At 37.1% G+C, this 20,307-nt stretch carries 15 protein-coding genes; 3 read left to right on the forward strand and 12 right to left on the reverse strand.

The annotated features are described in order from the left end of the window. Positions 1-2: 2 nt before the first annotated feature. The 11 genes from D1094_RS05905 to D1094_RS05955 all read right to left on the reverse strand — a co-directional run bounded on the left by D1094_RS05905 (position 3) and on the right by D1094_RS05955 (position 14,107). Entirely contained in the window at positions 3-3,272 is a 3,270-nt protein-coding gene (locus tag D1094_RS05905; protein WP_118959178.1) for an ATP-binding protein, read from the reverse strand. Positions 3,273-3,423: 151 nt separating this feature from the next. Continuing rightward, positions 3,424-4,002: an SAM-dependent methyltransferase gene (locus D1094_RS05910; RefSeq protein WP_118959179.1), complete on the reverse strand. Its 579-nt coding sequence runs from the start codon at positions 4,000-4,002 to the stop codon at positions 3,424-3,426. Further along, entirely contained in the window at positions 3,986-4,381 is a 396-nt protein-coding gene (locus D1094_RS05915; protein WP_147361058.1) for a hypothetical protein, read from the reverse strand. The genes D1094_RS05910 and D1094_RS05915 overlap by 17 nt, the downstream gene beginning before the upstream one ends. A gap of 386 nt (positions 4,382-4,767) precedes the next feature. Then, entirely contained in the window at positions 4,768-5,844 is a 1,077-nt protein-coding gene (locus tag D1094_RS05920; RefSeq protein ID WP_118959181.1) for an efflux RND transporter periplasmic adaptor subunit, read from the reverse strand. A 9-nt stretch (positions 5,845-5,853) separates the two neighbouring features. Continuing rightward, the gene (locus D1094_RS05925) at positions 5,854-8,967 is read right to left on the reverse strand and encodes an efflux RND transporter permease subunit (protein ID WP_118959182.1); all 3,114 of its coding nucleotides are present in this window, start codon (positions 8,965-8,967) and stop codon (positions 5,854-5,856) included. 319 nt (positions 8,968-9,286) lie between these two features. Beyond that, positions 9,287-9,943: a nitroreductase family protein gene (locus D1094_RS05930; RefSeq protein WP_118959183.1), complete on the reverse strand. Its 657-nt coding sequence runs from the start codon at positions 9,941-9,943 to the stop codon at positions 9,287-9,289. A 140-nt stretch (positions 9,944-10,083) separates the two neighbouring features. Continuing rightward, the gene (locus D1094_RS05935; RefSeq protein WP_118959184.1) at positions 10,084-10,482 is read right to left on the reverse strand and encodes a CBS domain-containing protein; all 399 of its coding nucleotides are present in this window, start codon (positions 10,480-10,482) and stop codon (positions 10,084-10,086) included. After that, positions 10,479-10,829 carry a P-II family nitrogen regulator gene (locus D1094_RS05940; RefSeq protein WP_118959185.1) on the reverse strand — a complete coding sequence of 117 codons (351 nt, stop codon included), beginning with the start codon at positions 10,827-10,829 and terminating at the stop codon, positions 10,479-10,481. Before D1094_RS05940 ends, D1094_RS05935 begins: the two co-directional genes overlap by 4 nt. A 5-nt stretch (positions 10,830-10,834) precedes the next feature. Continuing rightward, complete coding sequence (locus D1094_RS05945; RefSeq protein WP_118959186.1) at positions 10,835-11,623, reverse strand: DUF1538 domain-containing protein; 789 nt, start codon at positions 11,621-11,623, stop codon at positions 10,835-10,837. Then, positions 11,624-12,364 carry a DUF1538 domain-containing protein gene (locus D1094_RS05950; RefSeq protein WP_118959187.1) on the reverse strand — a complete coding sequence of 247 codons (741 nt, stop codon included), beginning with the start codon at positions 12,362-12,364 and terminating at the stop codon, positions 11,624-11,626. Positions 12,365-12,697: 333 nt separating this feature from the next. Continuing rightward, positions 12,698-14,107: a PhoH family protein gene (locus D1094_RS05955; protein WP_118959507.1), complete on the reverse strand. Its 1,410-nt coding sequence runs from the start codon at positions 14,105-14,107 to the stop codon at positions 12,698-12,700. A gap of 369 nt (positions 14,108-14,476) precedes the next feature. Here D1094_RS05955 and rapA point away from each other — a divergent pair, with 369 nt between their 5' ends. The 3 genes from rapA (at position 14,477) to D1094_RS05970 (ending at position 19,233) form a co-directional block, all read left to right on the forward strand. Further along, on the forward strand, positions 14,477-17,395 hold the full coding sequence (gene rapA, locus D1094_RS05960; RefSeq protein WP_118959188.1) for an RNA polymerase-associated protein RapA: 2,919 nt from the start codon (positions 14,477-14,479) through the stop codon (positions 17,393-17,395). Positions 17,396-17,417: 22 nt separating this feature from the next. Then, positions 17,418-18,086 (forward strand): bifunctional tRNA pseudouridine(32) synthase/23S rRNA pseudouridine(746) synthase RluA, encoded by a 669-nt coding sequence (gene rluA / locus D1094_RS05965; RefSeq protein WP_259337837.1) that lies wholly within the window; start codon positions 17,418-17,420, stop codon positions 18,084-18,086. Positions 18,087-18,273: 187 nt separating this feature from the next. Then, positions 18,274-19,233 (forward strand): alpha/beta hydrolase family protein, encoded by a 960-nt coding sequence (locus D1094_RS05970; RefSeq protein WP_259337838.1) that lies wholly within the window; start codon positions 18,274-18,276, stop codon positions 19,231-19,233. Between the two features lie 38 nt (positions 19,234-19,271). Here D1094_RS05970 and djlA read toward each other — a convergent pair whose 3' ends face one another. Continuing rightward, positions 19,272-20,090: a co-chaperone DjlA gene (gene djlA, locus D1094_RS05975; RefSeq protein ID WP_118959189.1), complete on the reverse strand. Its 819-nt coding sequence runs from the start codon at positions 20,088-20,090 to the stop codon at positions 19,272-19,274. Positions 20,091-20,307: the final 217 nt, after the last annotated feature.

The following is a 20,307-nucleotide window of genomic DNA, read 5'->3' on the forward strand; positions in this document are numbered from 1 at the left end:
TGCTATTTCATAAGCAGTTGTACAATACTTTGACACAAACTTTCTCTAGTCACTGGTTTAGACATGTGCAGATTCATGCCTGCATCTAAACTGTTCTTAATATCTTCATCTCTTGCATGCGCTGTCATCGCGATAATAGGCAGCGATTGAAAACACGCTTGCTCTCTTATTTTTTTCGCTGCGGTTAAACCATCCATAATAGGCATTTGAATGTCCATAAGGACGATATCAAATGATTGCTGCGTTAATGATTCTAAAGCTCGTTGACCATTATCAGCTATCGTTACATGGGCATGCATATTTAATAATAACTCTTTTGCCACCAGTTGATTCACTAGGTTATCTTCAACCAATAAGATACGCACTCCTGAAAGCTCTTCTCCTGATGTAACAACGGCACTTTCTTGAACCGTAGGTATTACATTGTTAGCAATATCTTCGGTATTTATTGTCTTTATAGGCTGTTCTGAATTTTCATTAAGTGCCGAGTATATTTGCGCTAATGTAAAACGATACAAAGGAAAATCGAGTAAAGTATATGGCACATTTAATTGTGAAATTTCACGTGATGTCTCAGGCGAAAGTTCAACCATAGCAGCATGGCATAAACCGAGAAGCGATATTTTATCGTAACAACTCTTGAGTAAAGTACTCTCTTGCGCAAATATTGTTTCATCAACAAGTATTACTACTGGTCCTTGAAAGTTTTGCCTTATGAAAGCGTCTAACGATTCAAAGTAAAAATAATGAGCGCCACTTCGTAAAATAGTATCAACAAAACTTTGGTTTAACTGCTGTTGAATATTGCAAATAGTAATGATTTCTTTTGGTGTATTTATCGTCGATTCAGCTAATTTCAATGGTAAAACGAAACTTAACTCACTTCCCCGCCCTAATTCACTTTTTAAGCTTATTTCACCGCCTAATAATTTAATAATTTGCTGACAAATAGATAACCCTAAACCAGAGCCGCCATACTTACGTGTCATTGATTCGTCTGCTTGGCTAAATGCTTTAAATAGTAGTCCTTGTTTTTCTTTCGCAATACCAATCCCCGTATCTTGCATACGAAAACGCACTAAAACATTGTTTTCACCGCTACCAATGTTATCGACTTTAAGCGCTATGCTGCCGTGTTCAGTGAACTTAATCGCATTATTAAATAAATTAGCGATAACTTGTACTAAGCGCATTTCATCACTGATGACGTCATTAGGCACATCAGGCGAAACGTCAACAAGCAAGTCGACATTATTATGATTTACATTAACAATGTTAAGTTTTAACGCTTTATCAATGACATGGGCAAGATTGACAGGCTCCTTACTTATGACCATCTTACCGGCTTCAATTTTAGATAAGTCTAATAACTCATTAACTAGATGTAACAAGGTCACAGAAGCTGTTTTCGCGTTTTGTAAATAGTGATGTTGACGAGTATTAAGCGAAGTTGTCTGTAGTAAATCCATCATGCCTTGCATGGCATTTATAGGCGTTCTGATCTCATGACTCATATTCGCCAAAAATTGAATTTTTACTTTATTGGCATATTCGGCCTGATCTTTGGCTTTTTCTAGGGCTGTTCTAGTCGCATGTTGCTTAGTGACATCACGCAAAATAGTAATTGTACCGAGTACTTCACCTTGCTCATTAACAAACTGATTGCAAAAACCTTGATATATAAATGCACCCGCTTCAATCAACGCTTGCTGTGGGAATACTTCATCGTTAAGCGAGTTAAGGTAGTTAATTTCTGTCGCTAGTGCCTTAGGCATAAATTGCGACGCTTTTTGACCTAACATTTTCTGCTCTTGATGATGGGTAATGCGTTCAAATGCTTGGTTACAACCTATCAATAGGCCATCAGGGTCATTAAACAGAATTAACTCAGGTATGGCATTCATTACAGAGCGCAATAAAGCGTAATCACGTTGATGCTTTTTACTTGTTTCTTGTAATGCTTTGGTTTTTTCATTAACACGCGTATCTAATACGTCGTTTTGTTCTTTTAATTGCAGTAATAAGCTACGGTTTTGAGTGAAAATATCTTCCACCACTTGAAACCAATGTAACCAATCTAAGCTAGGTTTGATTTTACCGGGATCTCCTTGAGCACAATATTCAATGTGCCTAATAAACTCGGTTGTAGGGGCAATAAAAGTACGCCTTGTCATCGCATTAACTAGCATTAAAAAAGCAAGTAAGCCAATAAATAATAGAGCAAAAATAAAGATGAAGCGACTACGAAGCGGTTGAGTAAAATCATCATAATCTTGGTATTTTAATAATATCCAGCCATTAACTGCCAAGGGTTGTTTTTCAATTAACCAATCACCAAAGCGAACAGAATCACCGATATTTTCTAAGCTTGTAGCACTGAGTTCATTTAACGATTCAGGTAATAATTCTTGCCAAGAAGCACGATAAGTTAATGGTCCTTTACCTAGTCTTTTAAATAAAAAGATATGATTGTTTTCGTTATACAAAACATAACCTTGATTCGCTTTCGATAACGTAGGCAAACTTTGGTGTAACCTTGCTAAATTAATATCAACCACTACTGAGCCTAGCAGTTTACCCTTATAAAAAACCCCTTTACCTAATGAGGCATTCATACCACTACCCGCTGAATCTAAATAAGGAGGAGACCAAACGATATGGTTATTGTACTCAGTTAATTGACGCAATGCCGTGTTATGGGTGTTTGATAACATTTCATTATTGTATTGCCATATATCTCTATCAACCCAAGGATATAAATTGACGAACTTCTGGTAAGAAACATAATAAAACCATGTGGCTTGCTCGATTATTTTTTGTGCTGAGATAAAGGCAGGCGTTAATGCATTCGCCATAGCTATCTCACGTTTTTTTAGCTCGCTAAACTCTTCAACTTTACCAAAGCCTGTAATATTGGCACTTAATCGTCTACCTTGTTGAAGGACATCATATTTTGCTTTGTCTAAATAAAAGAAATCGCCATCTTGGGCTAATTTAGGGAAAGGAGGGTTTACATGTAGAGGCGACTCTAAAGTGTATTGTGCAAATTCTTGAATGCCATCTATTGCAAAGACCGATTGCATTAAAATAGTATTTAACTGCTCAGCTTCTCTTTGTAATGCTTTTAAATCATCAGTTTTATGTTGGCCAAGTTCATTAAAATAGCGGAGCGTTGCTAATGATAAAGCAATTAAAATAATAGCAATAAATGCAACAACTACTGCAATGTTATAACGCCTAAAAACAGTATTTTTAGTTGCTTGATTAAACAAAAGACTACCTTATTTTATCACTGAAAAAGTGAAATATAATAACTCTAACTTAATGTAGTAGAGCAGCTGAAACAAGAGAAATATGTAAAATGAAATGTTTTACTTTGGAAAAGCTATCACTAAAAACATATAAATTATGCCACTTAATAAATCACTCGGTTTTGATAGCAATAATTTGGGCAATCGCTTGTTTTGTGTTGCTATGATTTGAACTAACAATCCCTTCAAAGTAATGCAAAATTTGCCAATCTGAAAAAATAGATCTCAACTCACCTTTATTTAATAAAAAATCTGGGTTTGAAGGTTTACCAAATTGAGCTTGTTCTGTTGTAAACGTTTCATAAACGATTAATCCATTAGGGATAATCGCCTGCTTTATTTGCGTAAACAAAGCGCGATGTAAGTAACGAAAAACTACAATAGCAGAATATTTCTTGTTCGCTAACTCCGTAAAATCTGGCTGCTCAAAATCTACATGCCAAAAAGCAGCGTACTCTTTACTTTCATCATAAAGTTCATGGCGCAGCGATTTTTTGATATAAGCTAAAGATGCTAAGTTTTTATCAGCAAAAACGACATCATGGCCTCCTTCGATCAAACATAAGCCATTGCGCCCCTGACCACATGCTAAATCTAAAATAGGATAATCAATACTCAGCGGTGCTAAGTATGCCAAGCTTTGTAGTAATAATTCACTAACCGGTTCGTTAGCATTAACCTTTGATGTCATGAACAGATTTTACCTTTTTAAAATGAATAAACGAAAAATACCTCACAGAGCTTGGCGCATGAGCGATGATACCAGACATCATGACAATGATAATAAAGCAATGAAAGGCATAGCTAGGGTAAAGAAAAACCACACCAAGTAGTACAAGCTTTAAATACATAAAAAGCGCTCTAACTTGAACAAACCAAAGTAAATTTGAAAAGGCTTCAACAATCAGTAATCCCAAACCTGATGTCAACATAATCACCCAATAGATCACCTGAGGCTCATCAAATAAAATATAAGCAAAAACACCTGAGAAACCAACTAAATGAATACTTCTCAATAGTATTTTAAGCCAACGCTTGCCTTTAAACTGAGGGATAATTGATAAATTCATCGGTAAATTTTCATCACGATTGACTAGGAATTTATGATTTTTCAAGGTTATTTGTGCAACAACCCTAAAACATCAACAGGCCTTAATAAGATAACGCATTCGACGCCAATACTAGTGAATGTAAAAAAGCTTGTCAAAAGCCTTTTAAAGAACACATAGCACTCTGATTTAACATGCTAATTATTCAGAGCAATTTAGTTTTTTTGATTTTGTGGTAGAAAATCCATTGAACACTGCTGTCCTTGAGATACCTTTAACCATGATTTACTATTCTTTGTAGTTAATTTATGTAGATTAATGAGATTTTAATCACTACGCCTCAATTAAATTCTGTTTGATATTATGTTTGGTTAGTACAAAGTTTGTATCCCAAGGTTACACATACCCTATTGAACCACCACGGTCTCACCATCTGATAAACGCTCTGCCCCACGAATAGCGACTTTATCTCCATGCTCTAACTCACCATTAATCGTTACTCGCTCTTTATCACCTTGACCAACTTTGACTAATAGACGAGTAACCTTATTCTGTGCATCAATCTTGACGACATAAGTGCCATCTTTACGCAAAATTAACGCATCTCGATGAACAGTTAATCCCTTTTTGGCAGCCTGTGTAGGCACTGTAACTCTTACAAGCTGTCCCGCAGCCCAAAAGTTATTCAGTGATTGAGGAATTGAAAGTCTCACCTCAAAGGTTTGTGAACGAGGGTCTGCTCTAGGTATTTTAGCAAACACAACCCCAAAAACAGATTTATCACTAGCTGACATTCTGAGTTCATCACCTTTATTTACATATGCTAAATATTTTATCGGTATATATAATCGCGCTTCGAGATTTTGTGTATCAAGTAATTTAAGTAGTACATCACCCCTATTAACATCGGCACCTGCTCTAACAATACGTTCGGTAACTACACCAGCAAAAGGTGCTTTTAACACTGCTCGTGAAAGTTGATCGTCTACTTGTTTTAATTTTAACTGCGCAATATCTAAATCAGCAGACGCTAATTCATATTTTGAACGCGTTTGATCCAACTGAAATTGAGACGTCGCTTTTGTTAAGCTTAGTTGCTCTAAACGAGAAAGTTCCTTCTTCAAATAGGCTAAATTAATTTGTTCCCTTTTTATTTGAGCTTGCTGCTCTGCTTGCCTAAGCTGTAAAGGCACTAAGTCTAAACTTACCAGTAAACCACCTTTATCAACATATTCACCTGGCTCAGCAATACGCTCAAGTTTGCCACTAACCCCAGCAGTAATTGGAATATGTGAGCGACTATATAAAGTCGCATTTAAATCAGTTGTAGAAGCTAAAACCTGGTTTTGAACTGTATCAACTTTAACGGGCTTTCCAGCGACATCTGCAGCAAACCCTATACCTGTAAGAGATAAGAATAATGCACTACCCCACGCTAAGTGTTTTATTGTATTGTTCATATTATTTTTCATGCTATTTAACATACTGCTCTCCTAGCGGTTACTCACGCGTAATTCTTGTTGTGGTACAATAGACACAACCTGTCCATTATCATTTTTATTTGTTGATTCTGTTAATCTTAATAAGCTAGGGAACAGTATCAAAGTAAACAAAGCACTAACTGTCATCCCACCAACAATAACAGTTGCCAAACCACGATATATTTCACTTCCTACTCCGGGCATTAACATCAATGGCATCATGCCAAATATACTAGTCAATGTACTCATATAAACGGGTCTCGCACGAATACGGATCGCTTGTGCAACCGCATTACAACGTGATAAGCCACTAAACTCTGCTTGCCTTGTTTGATCAACAAGTAAAATAGCGTTATTAACAACTAAGCCTAATAAAATAATAAAACCAATCATGGTTAATAAATCTAGCGATTGATAGGCAAATATATTCAGCACACTTAAGCCAATAACCCCTCCAGAAACGGCTAATGGCATCACTAACAGCACTAAAATACTGTCTTTGGCTGATTTAAATAGTGCTGTCATTAACAAAAACAATATCACTAAAGCCAAGATAAAATTTTTCACCATATCAGAAATTGCAGATGCCATTTTGTTCGCATTACCACTTAATAAAATTGCCGCATCTTCAGGTAATTGTTTTTCCATTTCAGGAAGCACTTGCTCATTGAGTATAACAATCGCTTCTTCTAATGACATAGTGGCAGGAGGTGATACTTGAATACTAATCGTACGCTTACCATCAACACGTCGCAATTGTGTGGGTCCTGCTGTTCGATTAATTTGTGTCAATTCACCAATCGTTTGGCTACCAGCTAACGGAGAGTGGATAGGTAAAGCGGCTAATTCATCAGGTGTATCCCATTGCTCTCCACGTAAGATGACATTGACTCTGTCATTGCCGTCAAAATATTCACCTATAAACAAACCACTGGTATAAGCTCTAATAGCATTTGCAACATCGCGACGAGTTAAACCAGCCTGAGTAATTCGTTGATCGTTAGGTGTCAGGTTTAACTCTGGCTCAGCAAGGCTTAAACTAGGAATAGGAAAAGCGGTAGTCCCTTCCATTTTGCTTTGAATGGTGCTGATACCTGCCTGAGCCACGGCCATCAAGGCTTCAATATCTGATCCATTAATGTCAATATCAATGGTTCTACCATTTCCACCGCCAGATACATTGATCATTGAACCGCGAAATAAGAACACTTGAGTATCAGGTAGATCAGATAATACTTCAGTTCTTACTTCATTCATTAGTTCTTCAACACGAGTTGGATCATCAGAATAAATAAACCCGCCAGTAGAACCTGAGCCAAAAGAATAAAAGTTATAACTTTTTATTTTAGGTAGCTTTTCGCCCGATAAATAAGGCGCTAAACGTGATTTAACTAACGTTGCCATTTCATGTTCAATAAAATCAACATTACCGCCAGGGGGCATATTTAAGCTATAGAAAAAACCATCAATCGGCGCTCTTGGCATAAAGTCTGTTTTAGGAAGTAACACCATACTTAGCGCAATAGATCCACCTAAGAGTAGTGCTATCCATGTTATACGTTTAACTCGGTTATTGGTTAACCTCATAACTAAAAGCGTTAGCTTTTGCCAATAATGTGCATAAGGATCAATTTCTTTTTCTTCTTTAAGCCAATATTTACTCGCAATAGGTAATACCGTAATAGCAGCTAATAGAGAAGCAATAACTGCTATTGACAAGGTCAAGGCAAGATCAGAGAACAACTGCCCTTCGATCCCTTCCATAAATAGAATCGGTAAAAATATTGCAACGCTAGTCGCCGTTGAAGCAAACAGTGCACCAGTCACTTCAAGAGTACCTTTTAATACGGCTTTATGGTTATCCATACCTTGGCTTCGCAAACGGACAATATTTTCTTGCACAATAATCGCAGCATCCAAAACTAAACCAACTGAAAAGGCTAATCCTGCCAAAGAAATCACATTTAAAGTACGTTCAAAAACGGTTAAAGCAACAAAAGCAACTAATAAAGAGATTGGAATAGTCGTCGCTATAATTAAGGTATTCCTTAACCCTCGAAGAAATAACCACAAAATAATTAACGCTAAAATAACCCCTAAACCTAAATTATTTTGCACTAGTTTAAGCGCATTCCTAATGTGAACAGAAGAATCAAAACTTAGGTCAATTGTTAAACCTGCAGCCTTCATTGGACCTTCATTTAACTCTTTAATGGCTATATTAATTTCATCAAGCAGCTGTACAGTATTAGCATCATTTTGACGAACTAAAGTGAAATAATATGAAGGTTGACCGCTACGTAAATTAAAACCAAAACGATCAACTAAGGTATTTTCTACAGTAGCAATATCTTTCAAATAAATAGGTCTATCATCACTATAGCCAATGATCATTTCAGTTAAGTTTTCAATACTATATTGACCAGAGAACCTGACGGTATATTGCCTTCTACCAACATTAGCAACACCGCCAGAAACATCACTAGAACGTGAAATGGTTGAGCTTATATCTGCAATAGTTAGACCTAAAGAAGCGGTCCTTACTGGGTCAAATGTGATGCGAAGCTCTCTTGGTCGATGACTTGCAAGATTAACTTGTCCCATACCAGGAATTCGAGCGAAACGCGGTTGAACAACATCTTCAATAAGTTTTTGATATTGTCCCAAATCTTCTGCAGGATTATCAGGTAAGGTCTTAATCATCAAAGAAGCTGTATTTGGTCCTCCGCGGCCACCGCCAGCAGAAACCACTGGTTCAATAGCGTCTAAGGGCAACGGAGGCGCTTGGTTTAAATTATTAATAACATCAAGCATGGCCTTTTGCATATCTGCGCCAACATCAAATGTTAGCGTGATGCTACCAAAGCCTCGGCCAATACTCGTAGTTACTTTAGTAACTCCTTGAGTGTTTTTAACGACATTTTCAATAGGTTCAATAATAACTGACTCAAGCTCTGAAGGCGCAGCACTGCGCCAGCCAGTGAAAATACTAATTTGAGGTTGTTCGATATCTGGTGTTAACTGTAGTGGCAGTTTGAAGACACTCATTATGCCAAAAACCATGACTAAAGCCACAATGACGATAATAGCAGCAGGATTTTTTAAGGCGACCCGTGTGTAGTTCATATAATTTACTCAATCCATTCTTATGCCCTTAGTATATTTATAGTGCATAGAAAAAGTAAAAAGTTAAGCCAAGGCGGCCATTAAATACGATAAAGTGTATAAAAGAAACAAATCGTTACATTTAGTGAGGGTAATTAAGGTGAGTGGTGCTACGAGTACTATCTTATAAAACAATATTTTACCAACAAATTATTGCAGATGAGAAGTGAAGTATTATAAGCTTTGTGGCAGCGCTCATTTAATCTCATCGAATAAGGTTATAACGATGCTGCACAGTAATTTATCTAAGAAATTATAGTCGCGCTAATTATTTTATTAACTAAATTTTAAAGATAACATCTTCAAAGTTTAGCCGTGACTTAGGTAGTTTTGCATTAAAATCATCGTCTGGATGGTGGTAGCCAATCGCCAAAGCAACATCACATTGGTAACCCGCTAATTCTGTTTTAAACTCTTCATTTACTAAGGTGATATCGATACCTTCTAATGGTGTTGCATCAATTCTCATCCGCGCTAAGGTGTGAAGAGCATTTCCTAATGCTATATAGGTTTGTGCTTTAGTCCAAGCACTAGTATCGCCATCAGCTAAGGTATTTGTTTCTGCGAAAGAATATACGGCAAAAGCACCTTCTCTATTTTCAGGTAGTACTCGCTTATCTGCTATGCCTTTATCAACCACCTTGGCATAATCATCCCGCGTATATTTAGGATTATAGGCAAAGAGAATAATATGAGAACTATCAAACACATGCGGCCTGTTATAATGATGCATGTTAACAAAGGTTTTATCCATTCTACCTTTTGCTTCATCACTTTCAATGACGATAAATCGCCAAGGCTGTGAATTAATTGAAGAGGCTGATAATCGTATAGCTTCAAGAAAAATACTAAGATCTTGCTGAGAGACTTTTCGCGTTGCATCATAACGCTTAGTTGTTCGGCGCCACTTTAAATCATTAATTATTGGGTTATTCATATTTAAACTCTAAAAAAAGGTTTTTTATTGTACTTCGACGTAGCATACCTCTTTTGTAAAAAGAATCTATTCAAAACAAGTACTAAAAATAACTTTCAACACACTTTTGATTACAAAAACATATACCCTAGATGCTTATATTATTCTGAATACATGCCCTTCAGTACGATATCCTCATAACCGACGATGCCTAAGACTTTTTCACCATCGATAACCGGAGCTTTAGAAATACCAAAGCGTTCAAATAATCGAGCACAATAACGCACATCCATATCTGGCCTAACACCTAAAACAGGCTTAGCCATAATTTCATAAACATTAACACGTTCTGGTGATTTATCCTTACTAATCACTTGCTTAGCAATATCCGCAAGAGTAAGAAAACCAAATTCATCATGATCATGACGCTTTTCAATCACAAGCGCTTCACTGCCATATTTTTGTGCAACTTTCATCGCTTCTAATGCAGTTAACTTACCATCAACCACATGAAATCGATCATTTAACACATCTTTAACTTGTACTAGTTTATGGCTCATAGCTCATCCTCAATCTTTTTATATAATTCACTTACCTGATGCTTAACACCAACCACATCATCAATATCTAAACTGAAGGCAATTCCTGTACCCGCCGTTTCATCAAATTTACCTTTTTTGTCGATCGTTTCAAGAATATGGCGACAAAGGTGTTTTTCTACCACGAATAACAGTACATCTCGCTGTGTTTCAAGGCTCATCCCAAAAAAAGTCTTCTTGGTATTTAACCCTTCACCACGGGCATTGTTAATTACCGTAGCTCCCGTTGCGCCGGCTTCTCGCGCTGCTTTCATTACAATATCGGTTTTACTATCATCAACAAAAGCAACAATAAGTTTAAAGTGCATATTATTTACTCTCTTTCTTGTTTTATCTTGTTTTGTTTATCAGCATACCACTGACTTAATTGTGCGTATGCCATCACAGTGATCATTGGAAATAAACTAGCAAAGGCTATTAAACCAAAACCATCAATAAGTGGGCTTCTTCCAGGGATAGTTGACGCTAACCCAAGCCCAAGTGCTGCCACAAGCGGCACCGTTACTGTTGAAGTCGTTACACCGCCTGAATCATAGGCAAGGGGCACTATTAATTTAGGCGCTTTAAACGTTTGGAATATGACAAAGAGGTACCCTGTCGCAATATAATAATGAATAGGATCACCAACGATAATACGATAAACCCCTAAACTAATCCCTATTGCGACACCTAAAGCAACTGAAATCCTTAATCCCCAAGGATGTATCGCCCCACCAGAAACTTCATGGGCTTTTATCGCCACAGCCATTAATGAGGGTTCAGCAATAGTGGTACTAAAACCAATGGCAAAAGCAAAAATATAAACCCAATAAAAATCTGACCAATGAATCTCGCTATAACTTGCGGTGTCATAAATAAATTCGGCACTGGTTAATTGAGATGCCATAAGTTCACCAAGCGGGAAAAGAGCCTTTTCAAGCCCCATCAAAAAAAGAGTTAGCCCTAACAATACATAGAAAAAGCCAATCCCTAATTTAACAGGGTTACCTAAAGGCTTTCGAATAACAATAAATTGAAAGGCTAAAAAAATCGTGATGATAGGAATAACATCGTAAAATGTATCAGCGAAGGTCTTTAAAAACTGGCTTATTAATTCAATCATTTACCCTCCTGTCACTATGCCGTAAATCATAACGAAAATCATCGGTGTTAGTGAGGCAAATGCGATTAAGCCAAAGCCATCAATCATAGGGTTTCGTCCTTTAATTGACGAAGATAAGCCAACACCTAAAGCGGTGACTAAAGGCACTGTAATAGTCGAGGTCGTAACACCACCTGAATCATACGCTATACCAATAATTTCTTTCGGAGCAAAAAAGGTAATGGTTATCACTAAAACGTAACCAGAGATAATAATGCGATGTATTGGCCAGCCTTTAATAATGCGTAATACGCCTAATACAATGGCAAAACCGACAGAAAATGCCACGGTATACCTTAACCCTGAAGCATATCCTTCCTTAGCTTCCACATTAGCGAGGATAAGGCCAGCTTCAGCAGCAACTTCGGCCGCTTCATCTGCCACCGCAATTAAAGCGGGTTCTGCGACTGTAGTACCAAAGCCTAAACAAAAAGCAAAAGTCATTAACCAAAAAATACTGCCTTTTTTAGCTAACGCATGAGCCATGGTTTCACCAATAGGAAACAGGCTCATTTCAAGGCCAATAATAAAAAAGGTTAGCCCTAAAACGACAAGCAATAGCCCGAGGAGAATATTAAAAAAGTCAGGCAGAGGTTGCTGCAAAACAGCAAGTTGAAAAAAGGCCACTACAAAAACTATAGGTAATAAATCTCGCAAACTGTTTAAACAAGCTTGTAAGAAATTTAATAAAGACGATTTCATTTCTTCTAATAAACCTCCGTGGTTGTTTACCACTGTAGGCTATTTTTTGCTGAGGTAACATAGGAAAAAAGTCTAATCTCGATAATTAAAGACTTATCATTCACTTTATTGATCTATATAAATAAAAACCTTATAGAATTACGAAAAATAGAACGTAACAGTAATAAAAATCAATAATATAGTTATTTGATAATGACTCACTAATAAGAGTAACTCATTGATTTGCAGATAAAGAAGTAAAGGAAATAAACTGACCTGAAGTTAACTATTCAGATCAGTTACAATTAAGATTCAATAGATAAACTACTTAAGCGTTAACTTAGCTTATTGTCGTTACAAGTTTTCCTCAGCAAATGAAGCAAGTCGGCTTCTTACCACACCATTGAGATTAATAGTAGAACTACCTGGGAAGTCTTTAAACCTTTCAACAATATAAGTTAAACCAGAGGTTACTGCGGTTAAGTAATTACTATCAATTTGCGCAAGATTACCACTACAAATTAATTTCGTTCCTTCACCACAACGGGTAATTATCGTTTTTAATTGAGATGCGGTCAGATTTTGACATTCGTCGAGTAGCACAAGTGCGTTTTGAATACTGCGCCCACGCATAAAGTTAACAGACTTAAACTGAATGTTCGCTTTTTCCATTATATAATCAAGGCTACCATTCATATTTTCATCTTGAGAATGCAACACTTCTAATGAGTCAGTAATAGCAGCAAGCCAAGGTGCCATTTTTTCTTCTTCGGTGCCTGGTAAGAAGCCGATAGATTCAGCTATTTCAGGGGTGCTGCGTGTAACAATAATTTTGTCATACAGCCCTCGCTCTATCACTTGCTCTAATGCTGTCGCTAAAGCGAGTAGTGTTTTACCACACCCTGCAGGCCCTGTAAGAATAACGAGTTCAATATTGGGATCTAACAAGGCATCCATGGCCATGCCTTGATAAATATTTTTTGGATGAATACCCCACGCATTTTTCCCCATTAAACGCTCATAACTTAAATCTAGCATTGATATTTTTTCATCATCAAAACCCGTGACTTTTGCTGCAAAATGTTCTGTTTCATCGATAAGGTATTCATTAATGTAAGTAAGAGGCAAAGTAGATTTATCAATAATATGAGAGGTTTGTCTACCTTCTGTTTCGCTTTCGCATGCACTGACTTGTTGCCAAAAATCACCTTCAAATTGATGGTAACCTTTCGTTAAAAATTTAATATCATCAATCAATTGGTCGGTTCGATAATCTTCAACATGCGCCAACCCTGCACCTTTGGCCTTAAGGCGCATATTTATATCTTTTGTCACTAACACTATCTTTTTGTTAGGATTTTTTTTCTGGATATGCAGTGCAGCATTAATAATACGGTTATCATTTTCATTAAAAGACAAGGTATTCGCTGTCTGTTCCAATGAATAATCATTGATAATAGATAAACACCCGCTCGGGTGCTGTTCATCATTTTGTGGTAACTTCACCCCTGCTAAAACTTCTTCTGGACTCGCATTTGATAAGGTATCTTCAAGTGCACGAATAGCTACACGAGCATCTCTTGAAACATCTTTGCGCCTATCTTTTATTGAATCTAATTCTTCGAGTACCGTCATTGGCACAACCACGTCATGCTCTTTAAATGATAAAAAGGCAAACGGTTCATGAAGTAAGATATTGGTATCTAAAAGGTAGATAATAGGTTGTTCGAGTGAAGTACTTGGTGTCGCTTTTTCATTATTCATATTCTTCTCAGCCATAAGCAATCTCCATGATTAACTGACAAAACCGATACAAAAAAATAAACACATTGAGAAAATAAGCTTTTCTTTTAACGCCATGTTAATTATAGCTTATTACAAATTATTGCTTGAGTTATTCAATCAAAGATAATTAAAAATAATTAAAAATATCTCGATCACCCACTCTTTTCTAATTTGCTCTCCTTCACAGTGCCAGTAAAATTATGAACTAGCAAGTAGATTTTTTAGTGATTTTAGTTATTTTTTTAATGATCACTTCTATGATTAAGAGTACTATAGCGCCCCTTTTTTATCCCTGAATTATTAAGGGATTCTAGTTAGCCATTTTTAAGCAGTTGGAGAGAACTTTCTATGCCATTTCAACCCGGTCAACGTTGGATTAGTGACAGTGAATCAGATCAAGGTTTAGGTACCGTAACAGGTGTTGAACACCGTTTTGTCAATATAATGTTTACTGCAACGGGTGAGTCTCGCCAATATGCTAAAGAAAATGCACCATTAACACGCGTTATTTTTAATAAAGGCGACTTTATTCCAAGCCACGAAGGTTGGATGCTAAAAGTTGAAAGTGCAACGGAAGATAATGGGCTACTCACTTATCAAGGTATTCGACAAGACAACTCAGAAGAAGTCGCTTTAAAAGAGGTGATGATAGATCACTTTATAAAATTTAATAAACCGCACGATAGATTACTCAATAGCCAAGTAGATCGATTAGACTGGTTTAGACTTCGTAAAGACTGCTTAGAGCATCAATTTCAGCAACAACAGTCAGATTTAGTAGGTTTAACAGGTGGTCGCGTTAGCTTAATCCCTCATCAGTTATATATTGCCGATGAAGTTGGTAATCGATTTGCTCCTCGAGTATTACTTGCCGATGAAGTCGGTTTAGGTAAAACCATTGAAGCTGGCCTTATTATTCACCAACAACTTGTTACGGGTCGAGCAAAGCGTGTGTTAATTATTGTACCTGAATCATTAATGCACCAATGGTTAGTCGAAATGCTGCGACGTTTTAATTTAAAATTCAGTATATTCGATGCAGACCGTTGTGTTGAAACCGCTGGTGATGAAAGCGAACAAACTAACCCTTTTAGTACCGAACAATTAGTACTGGTAAATTTAGGTTTTATCACCGATAACCCAGAATGGTATGATGCATTAATTAGCGAAGATTGGGATTTAATGGTGGTTGATGAAGCACATCACCTTAACTGGGAACAGGGTAACCCAAGCCTTGAATATCAATGTGTTGAACAATTAGCGCAAGTAATACCAGGCGTGTTATTACTCACAGCAACACCTGATCAACTAGGCCATGAAAGTCATTTTGCTCGATTACGTTTACTCGACTCTGATCGTTTCTTCGATTATGAAAAATTTACTGAGGAAGAGTCTCACTATAGCGAAGTTGCCGATGCAGCCAATGCCTTAGTTGAAGGCGAAAAGCTAGCGGATGATCAAGAATCAACGTTAATACAATTATTAAAAGAGTCTGATATTTCAGAGCTGCTGGCTCAATTAAACGCAACAGATGAAAAGGCACAGACATCAGCAAGAAAACAATTACTTAGCCAGTTATTAGATCGTCACGGTACTGGCAGAATTCTGTTTCGTAATTCTCGCAATACTATTAAAGGCTTTCCTGCAAGACACCTTGTTCCTGCACCGCTCACTATGCCTGAGCAGTACCAAGAAAGCATTAATGAATTTATGCTAAGTGATTGCCCAGAATCACTGATTAATTCTAAGCAAGCAAAAACCGTGTTTACCCCTGAAATACTGTTTGGTTTAGACCATCAAACTGATTTTTGGACTGACTTTGATCCGCGGGTTAATTACTTAATTGATTTACTACAATCACTAAACAAAGAAAAAGTCTTAGTGATTTGTGCTCATGCACAAACAGCCATTGATTTAGAAGCGGCATTGCGCGTTAAAGAAGGTATTCGTGCAGCGGTTTTCCATGAAGGTCTATCTATTTTTGAGCGAGACAGAGCTGCTGCTTATTTTGCCCAAGACGAAGACAGTGCGCAATTGTTGCTATGTTCTGAAATTGGTAGTGAAGGTCGAAACTTTCAGTTTGCCCATCATCTAGTGTTATTCGATTTACCAAGTAACCCTGACCTACTAGAACAGCGTATAGGTCGCCTTGATCGTATCGGTCAAACGCAAGAAATTCGTTTACATGTGCCTTATTTTGAAAATTCAGCGCAAGCATTACTGTTTGATTGGTATCATCAAGGTATGCAAGCATTTGAACATACTTGTATTACGGGTCGAGTGGTATATGAAGCTTTCGGTAAGCAGTTATTGGCTCTTGCTCTCAGTGGAGAACAAAACTCAACAAGCACCGAGCAACTTATTACCGATAGCTGGCAAAAGCATTTAGCCGTTAAAACTGAACTAGAATCGGGTCGTGATAAGCTACTTGAGCTTAACTCTTCTGGTCAAGGTCGTTCTCATGAATTAGTCGATAAAATTGCCAACGTAGATCAACAAATTGATCTACCGCAGTTTATGTTCCAAGCCTTAGATGTTTTTGGTGTGCAACAAGACGATAAAGCTGATAATGCTATTGCCTTAAATCAAAGTGAACATATGCTCAATAGTAATTTTCCTTGTTTACCAGAAGATGGCACAACAATTACCTTTAATCGTGAAACCGCTTTAGTTAATGAAAACTATCAATTATTAACTTGGGATCACCCAATGGTACGTGGCGTTATGGACCTCGTACTTAGCGATGAAATAGGTAACGCGAGTATCGGTTTATTAAAAAATGAAGCCTTACCTGTCGGGACTTTCTTCCTTGAGTGCTTATTTACTGTTGAAGCCACTGCACCTGCACATTTACAGTTAAATCGCTATTTACCAACCACACCAATTCGTATTTTGGTCGATAAAAAAGGCAATAACCTTGCAGACAAAGTCAGTGAGGCCGTTCTTGATAAACAGTTAGCGCCAGTGAAAAAACAAATGGCATTACAGTTAATTAAAGCGCTAAAATCGCAAATTGGTCCGTTAGTCACAAAGGCTGAAGCACATGCTGAAAAAAATATCAGCGAAGTACAAGTAAAAGCCCTAGCAAGTATGCAAGATAAATTAAGCCAAGAGCACCAACGATTAACCGCATTAAAAGCGATTAACCCAAGTGTTCGACAAGCAGAATTAGATTTTATTGTGCATCAGCAAGAAGAGCTTACTCATTACATTGAGCACGCTCAGCTTACCTTTGAAGCTATTCGCATGATAGTAGTGACTCACTAACAACAAAAAAAGTAATAAATCCATGGCTGCAAACCCTGATTTTATATATCAACCACCAATGTCACCATATCTTGATATCATTTATCAAGATGATGATATTGTTGTTGTAAATAAAGCCAGTGGTTTGTTGTCTGTACCGGGACGATTACCTGAGCACCAAGATTGTTTACAACACAGAGTACAAAGAGTGCTGCCTACCGCCACAATCGTTCATCGACTCGACATGGCTACTTCTGGCATTATTTTACTGGCCTTAAATAAGAAAGCCCATGTTGCAATAAGCCAGCAATTTGAGAAACGAAAAACCAGTAAACGTTATATTGCCCGTGTATATGGTCAGTTAAAAGAATCGCAAGGGAGTGTTGATTTACCGCTGATTTGTGATTGGCCTAATCGGCCGAAGCAAAAGGTTGATTTTGACTCAGGCAAACCTTCATTAACGCACTATCAAGTGCTATCAGAAGAGCCTGAAACAACCTTAGTAGAATTAACACCGGTAACAGGACGCTCTCATCAGCTTCGTGTTCACATGTTGGCATTAGGCCATCCTATTTTAGGAGATAGGCTTTATGCCCATGAAGAGGCATTAAAGGCAAGTAATAGATTACAATTACATGCGCAAAAACTCACTATATATCACCCTGTAAGCAATGAAGTGATTGAATTTAGCGCTGCTTGCTCATTCTCTTAAACAAGTCACAGTGGTTTTATCAAGCTAAACGCTAAGAGTTCATTTCATTAATTCACTTAGTATAATTAATCTTTTCGCTTTACTCGCCGATAAAAACTCAGTAAAACAACGAATACCACGTTTATTACTTAGCATCGTCATAACAAGCGAATAAAACGCTAATCAACCACCGTTAGTAGGATTATCTGTGCAATTCAATCATATATTCTTTATCTCGCTATTATCTTTTATGCCTTTGATGACGATGGCACAGCAACAGGATGCACAAAAGTCAGAACAAACGACTCAACAACAAGCATCTCAAAAAGAAAATGAACAGAACAAAGCATCCTCTACTTCAGAAAATATCAGTTCGGCAGAAAAAAATGCAATCAAGCAACCTATGCCAATAAAAACGTCGACACTTCAGAAACAAGATTTAAAGCATTACTTGGCAAAAGAACATATCTCACCCTTACTTGTAGGGCCAACAGAGTACGTTACGCTAGTTAAAAACTACACTAATGCAAATAGCAAAGGCGTAGCCATTTTACTTCCCGATTGGCAACAAGGTGCTACCAACCCAAAAGCAATTAATTTTTTAGCAAACACTTTGCCAGATCATGGTTGGACGACCATATCTATTCAGCCTAATAATAAACCTGATAATTACCCGTCTGTCGCTATCAAAACAAGTGAAAAAGTCGAGGCGAATAAAAAAGCAATCAAGACATATAAAGAAGGTTTTAGTTCACTTATACAAGCGGTTATGAATAAAGCGAAGGAATATCCCGGTATAGTGATCATAATTAGTCAAGGAATGCATAGCACACTATTAGTCGATCTTTTTAATCAAGAAAACTATGAACCTGCCAATGCTGTAATTTTGTTAAGTAGTTATGTTGATACAAGCGCAGAATTTGCGTTTAAAGAAAATAAACTCTTCGCCGAACAACTCGCCATGAGTGAATATCCGGTGTTAGATTTACTCTTAAAAAATGATCATCCGCAAACAATTACTTATGCAAAGCAAAGAAAATCTATTGCAGAACAAGAAATGAAAGTTTATTACCGCCAAAGACAGTTAAATAATACCGTCACTGGCTATTATCCTGAGACTGAACTCTTAAGCCAAATTCGCAGTTGGTTAAAAGCCGTAGGTTGGTAATTAACCGAATGTAGATAAACTAAGCTTACTGCTTGAGGTTACTTAGATTGCTTCACAATAACATCATAAGCCGCTTGAATATCTTGTGCTTTTTCTTTAGCACTTTCCATCATTTCAGGAGGAAGTCCTTTTGCGATTAACTTGTCAGGATGATGTTGAGACATCAATTTCTTATAGGCTTTTTTGATGTCTTTCATTGGTGTATTTTTATCAACACCTAACACTTTATAAGCATGACCAATTTGCTGTTCACTTTTAACCCCTTGGCCACCTTGATATTGTTGATACCCGCCTTGTTGATGAAAGGCTGCACCGGCAATGATCATTTCTAATAAATTGTCTAACTCTCTAGCTGAATAACCTAAGTGTTTCGCTATGGTATGCAGAACTGTTCGCTCTTGGGCATCAAGCTCTCCGTCAGAAAAGGCAACTTGTATTTGTATTTCTAAGAACATTAGTAACAAGTCATGGCGGTTACCCATTAACCGTTTAAATTTTCTTAATCGCTCTTTTAAGGGAAAACTTGTCGATTTACCTTCACGAAATGCATCTTGTGCTTGCTGTTTTAACTCATGGGTTAACCCCAGCTTTGTCATATACGCACTTGCAAATGCTATTTCATGACTTGTAACTTGACCTTTCGCTTTGGCGACATTTCCCATGACGGAAAAGGTCGTATAGAAAAACGCTGCTTGACGAGAGACTTCATCTTCTCTTCCTCCGTCAACACCATTGAAATCAAAGCCTCTACCTTTATCAAACAAATGGCCTAGCCAAGTACCAACTAATGCCCCGATAATAGTTTTACTCAGCATAAAACCAAAGATAAACCCTAATATTTTTCCCCATATACGCATAGAATTAACAAACCCTTAAAGCTAAAATGAAATATTTGATAACGCAGATGTTAGCATCAATAAAAAAAGTGCTATATCATAAAGCAATTAGCCGTTAAAATACTTGATTCATCGCGATAAACAAATCAAATAATAATAATTTTCAATTTTTTCGGACATTAAATGCTTTTTCCCCCTCAAATAGTTTTTATTTTCAGCCTCTTTTTGGCGCTAGTGC

Source organism: Colwellia sp. RSH04 (assembly GCF_003545765.1).
Lineage (GTDB): Bacteria > Pseudomonadota > Gammaproteobacteria > Enterobacterales > Alteromonadaceae > Colwellia.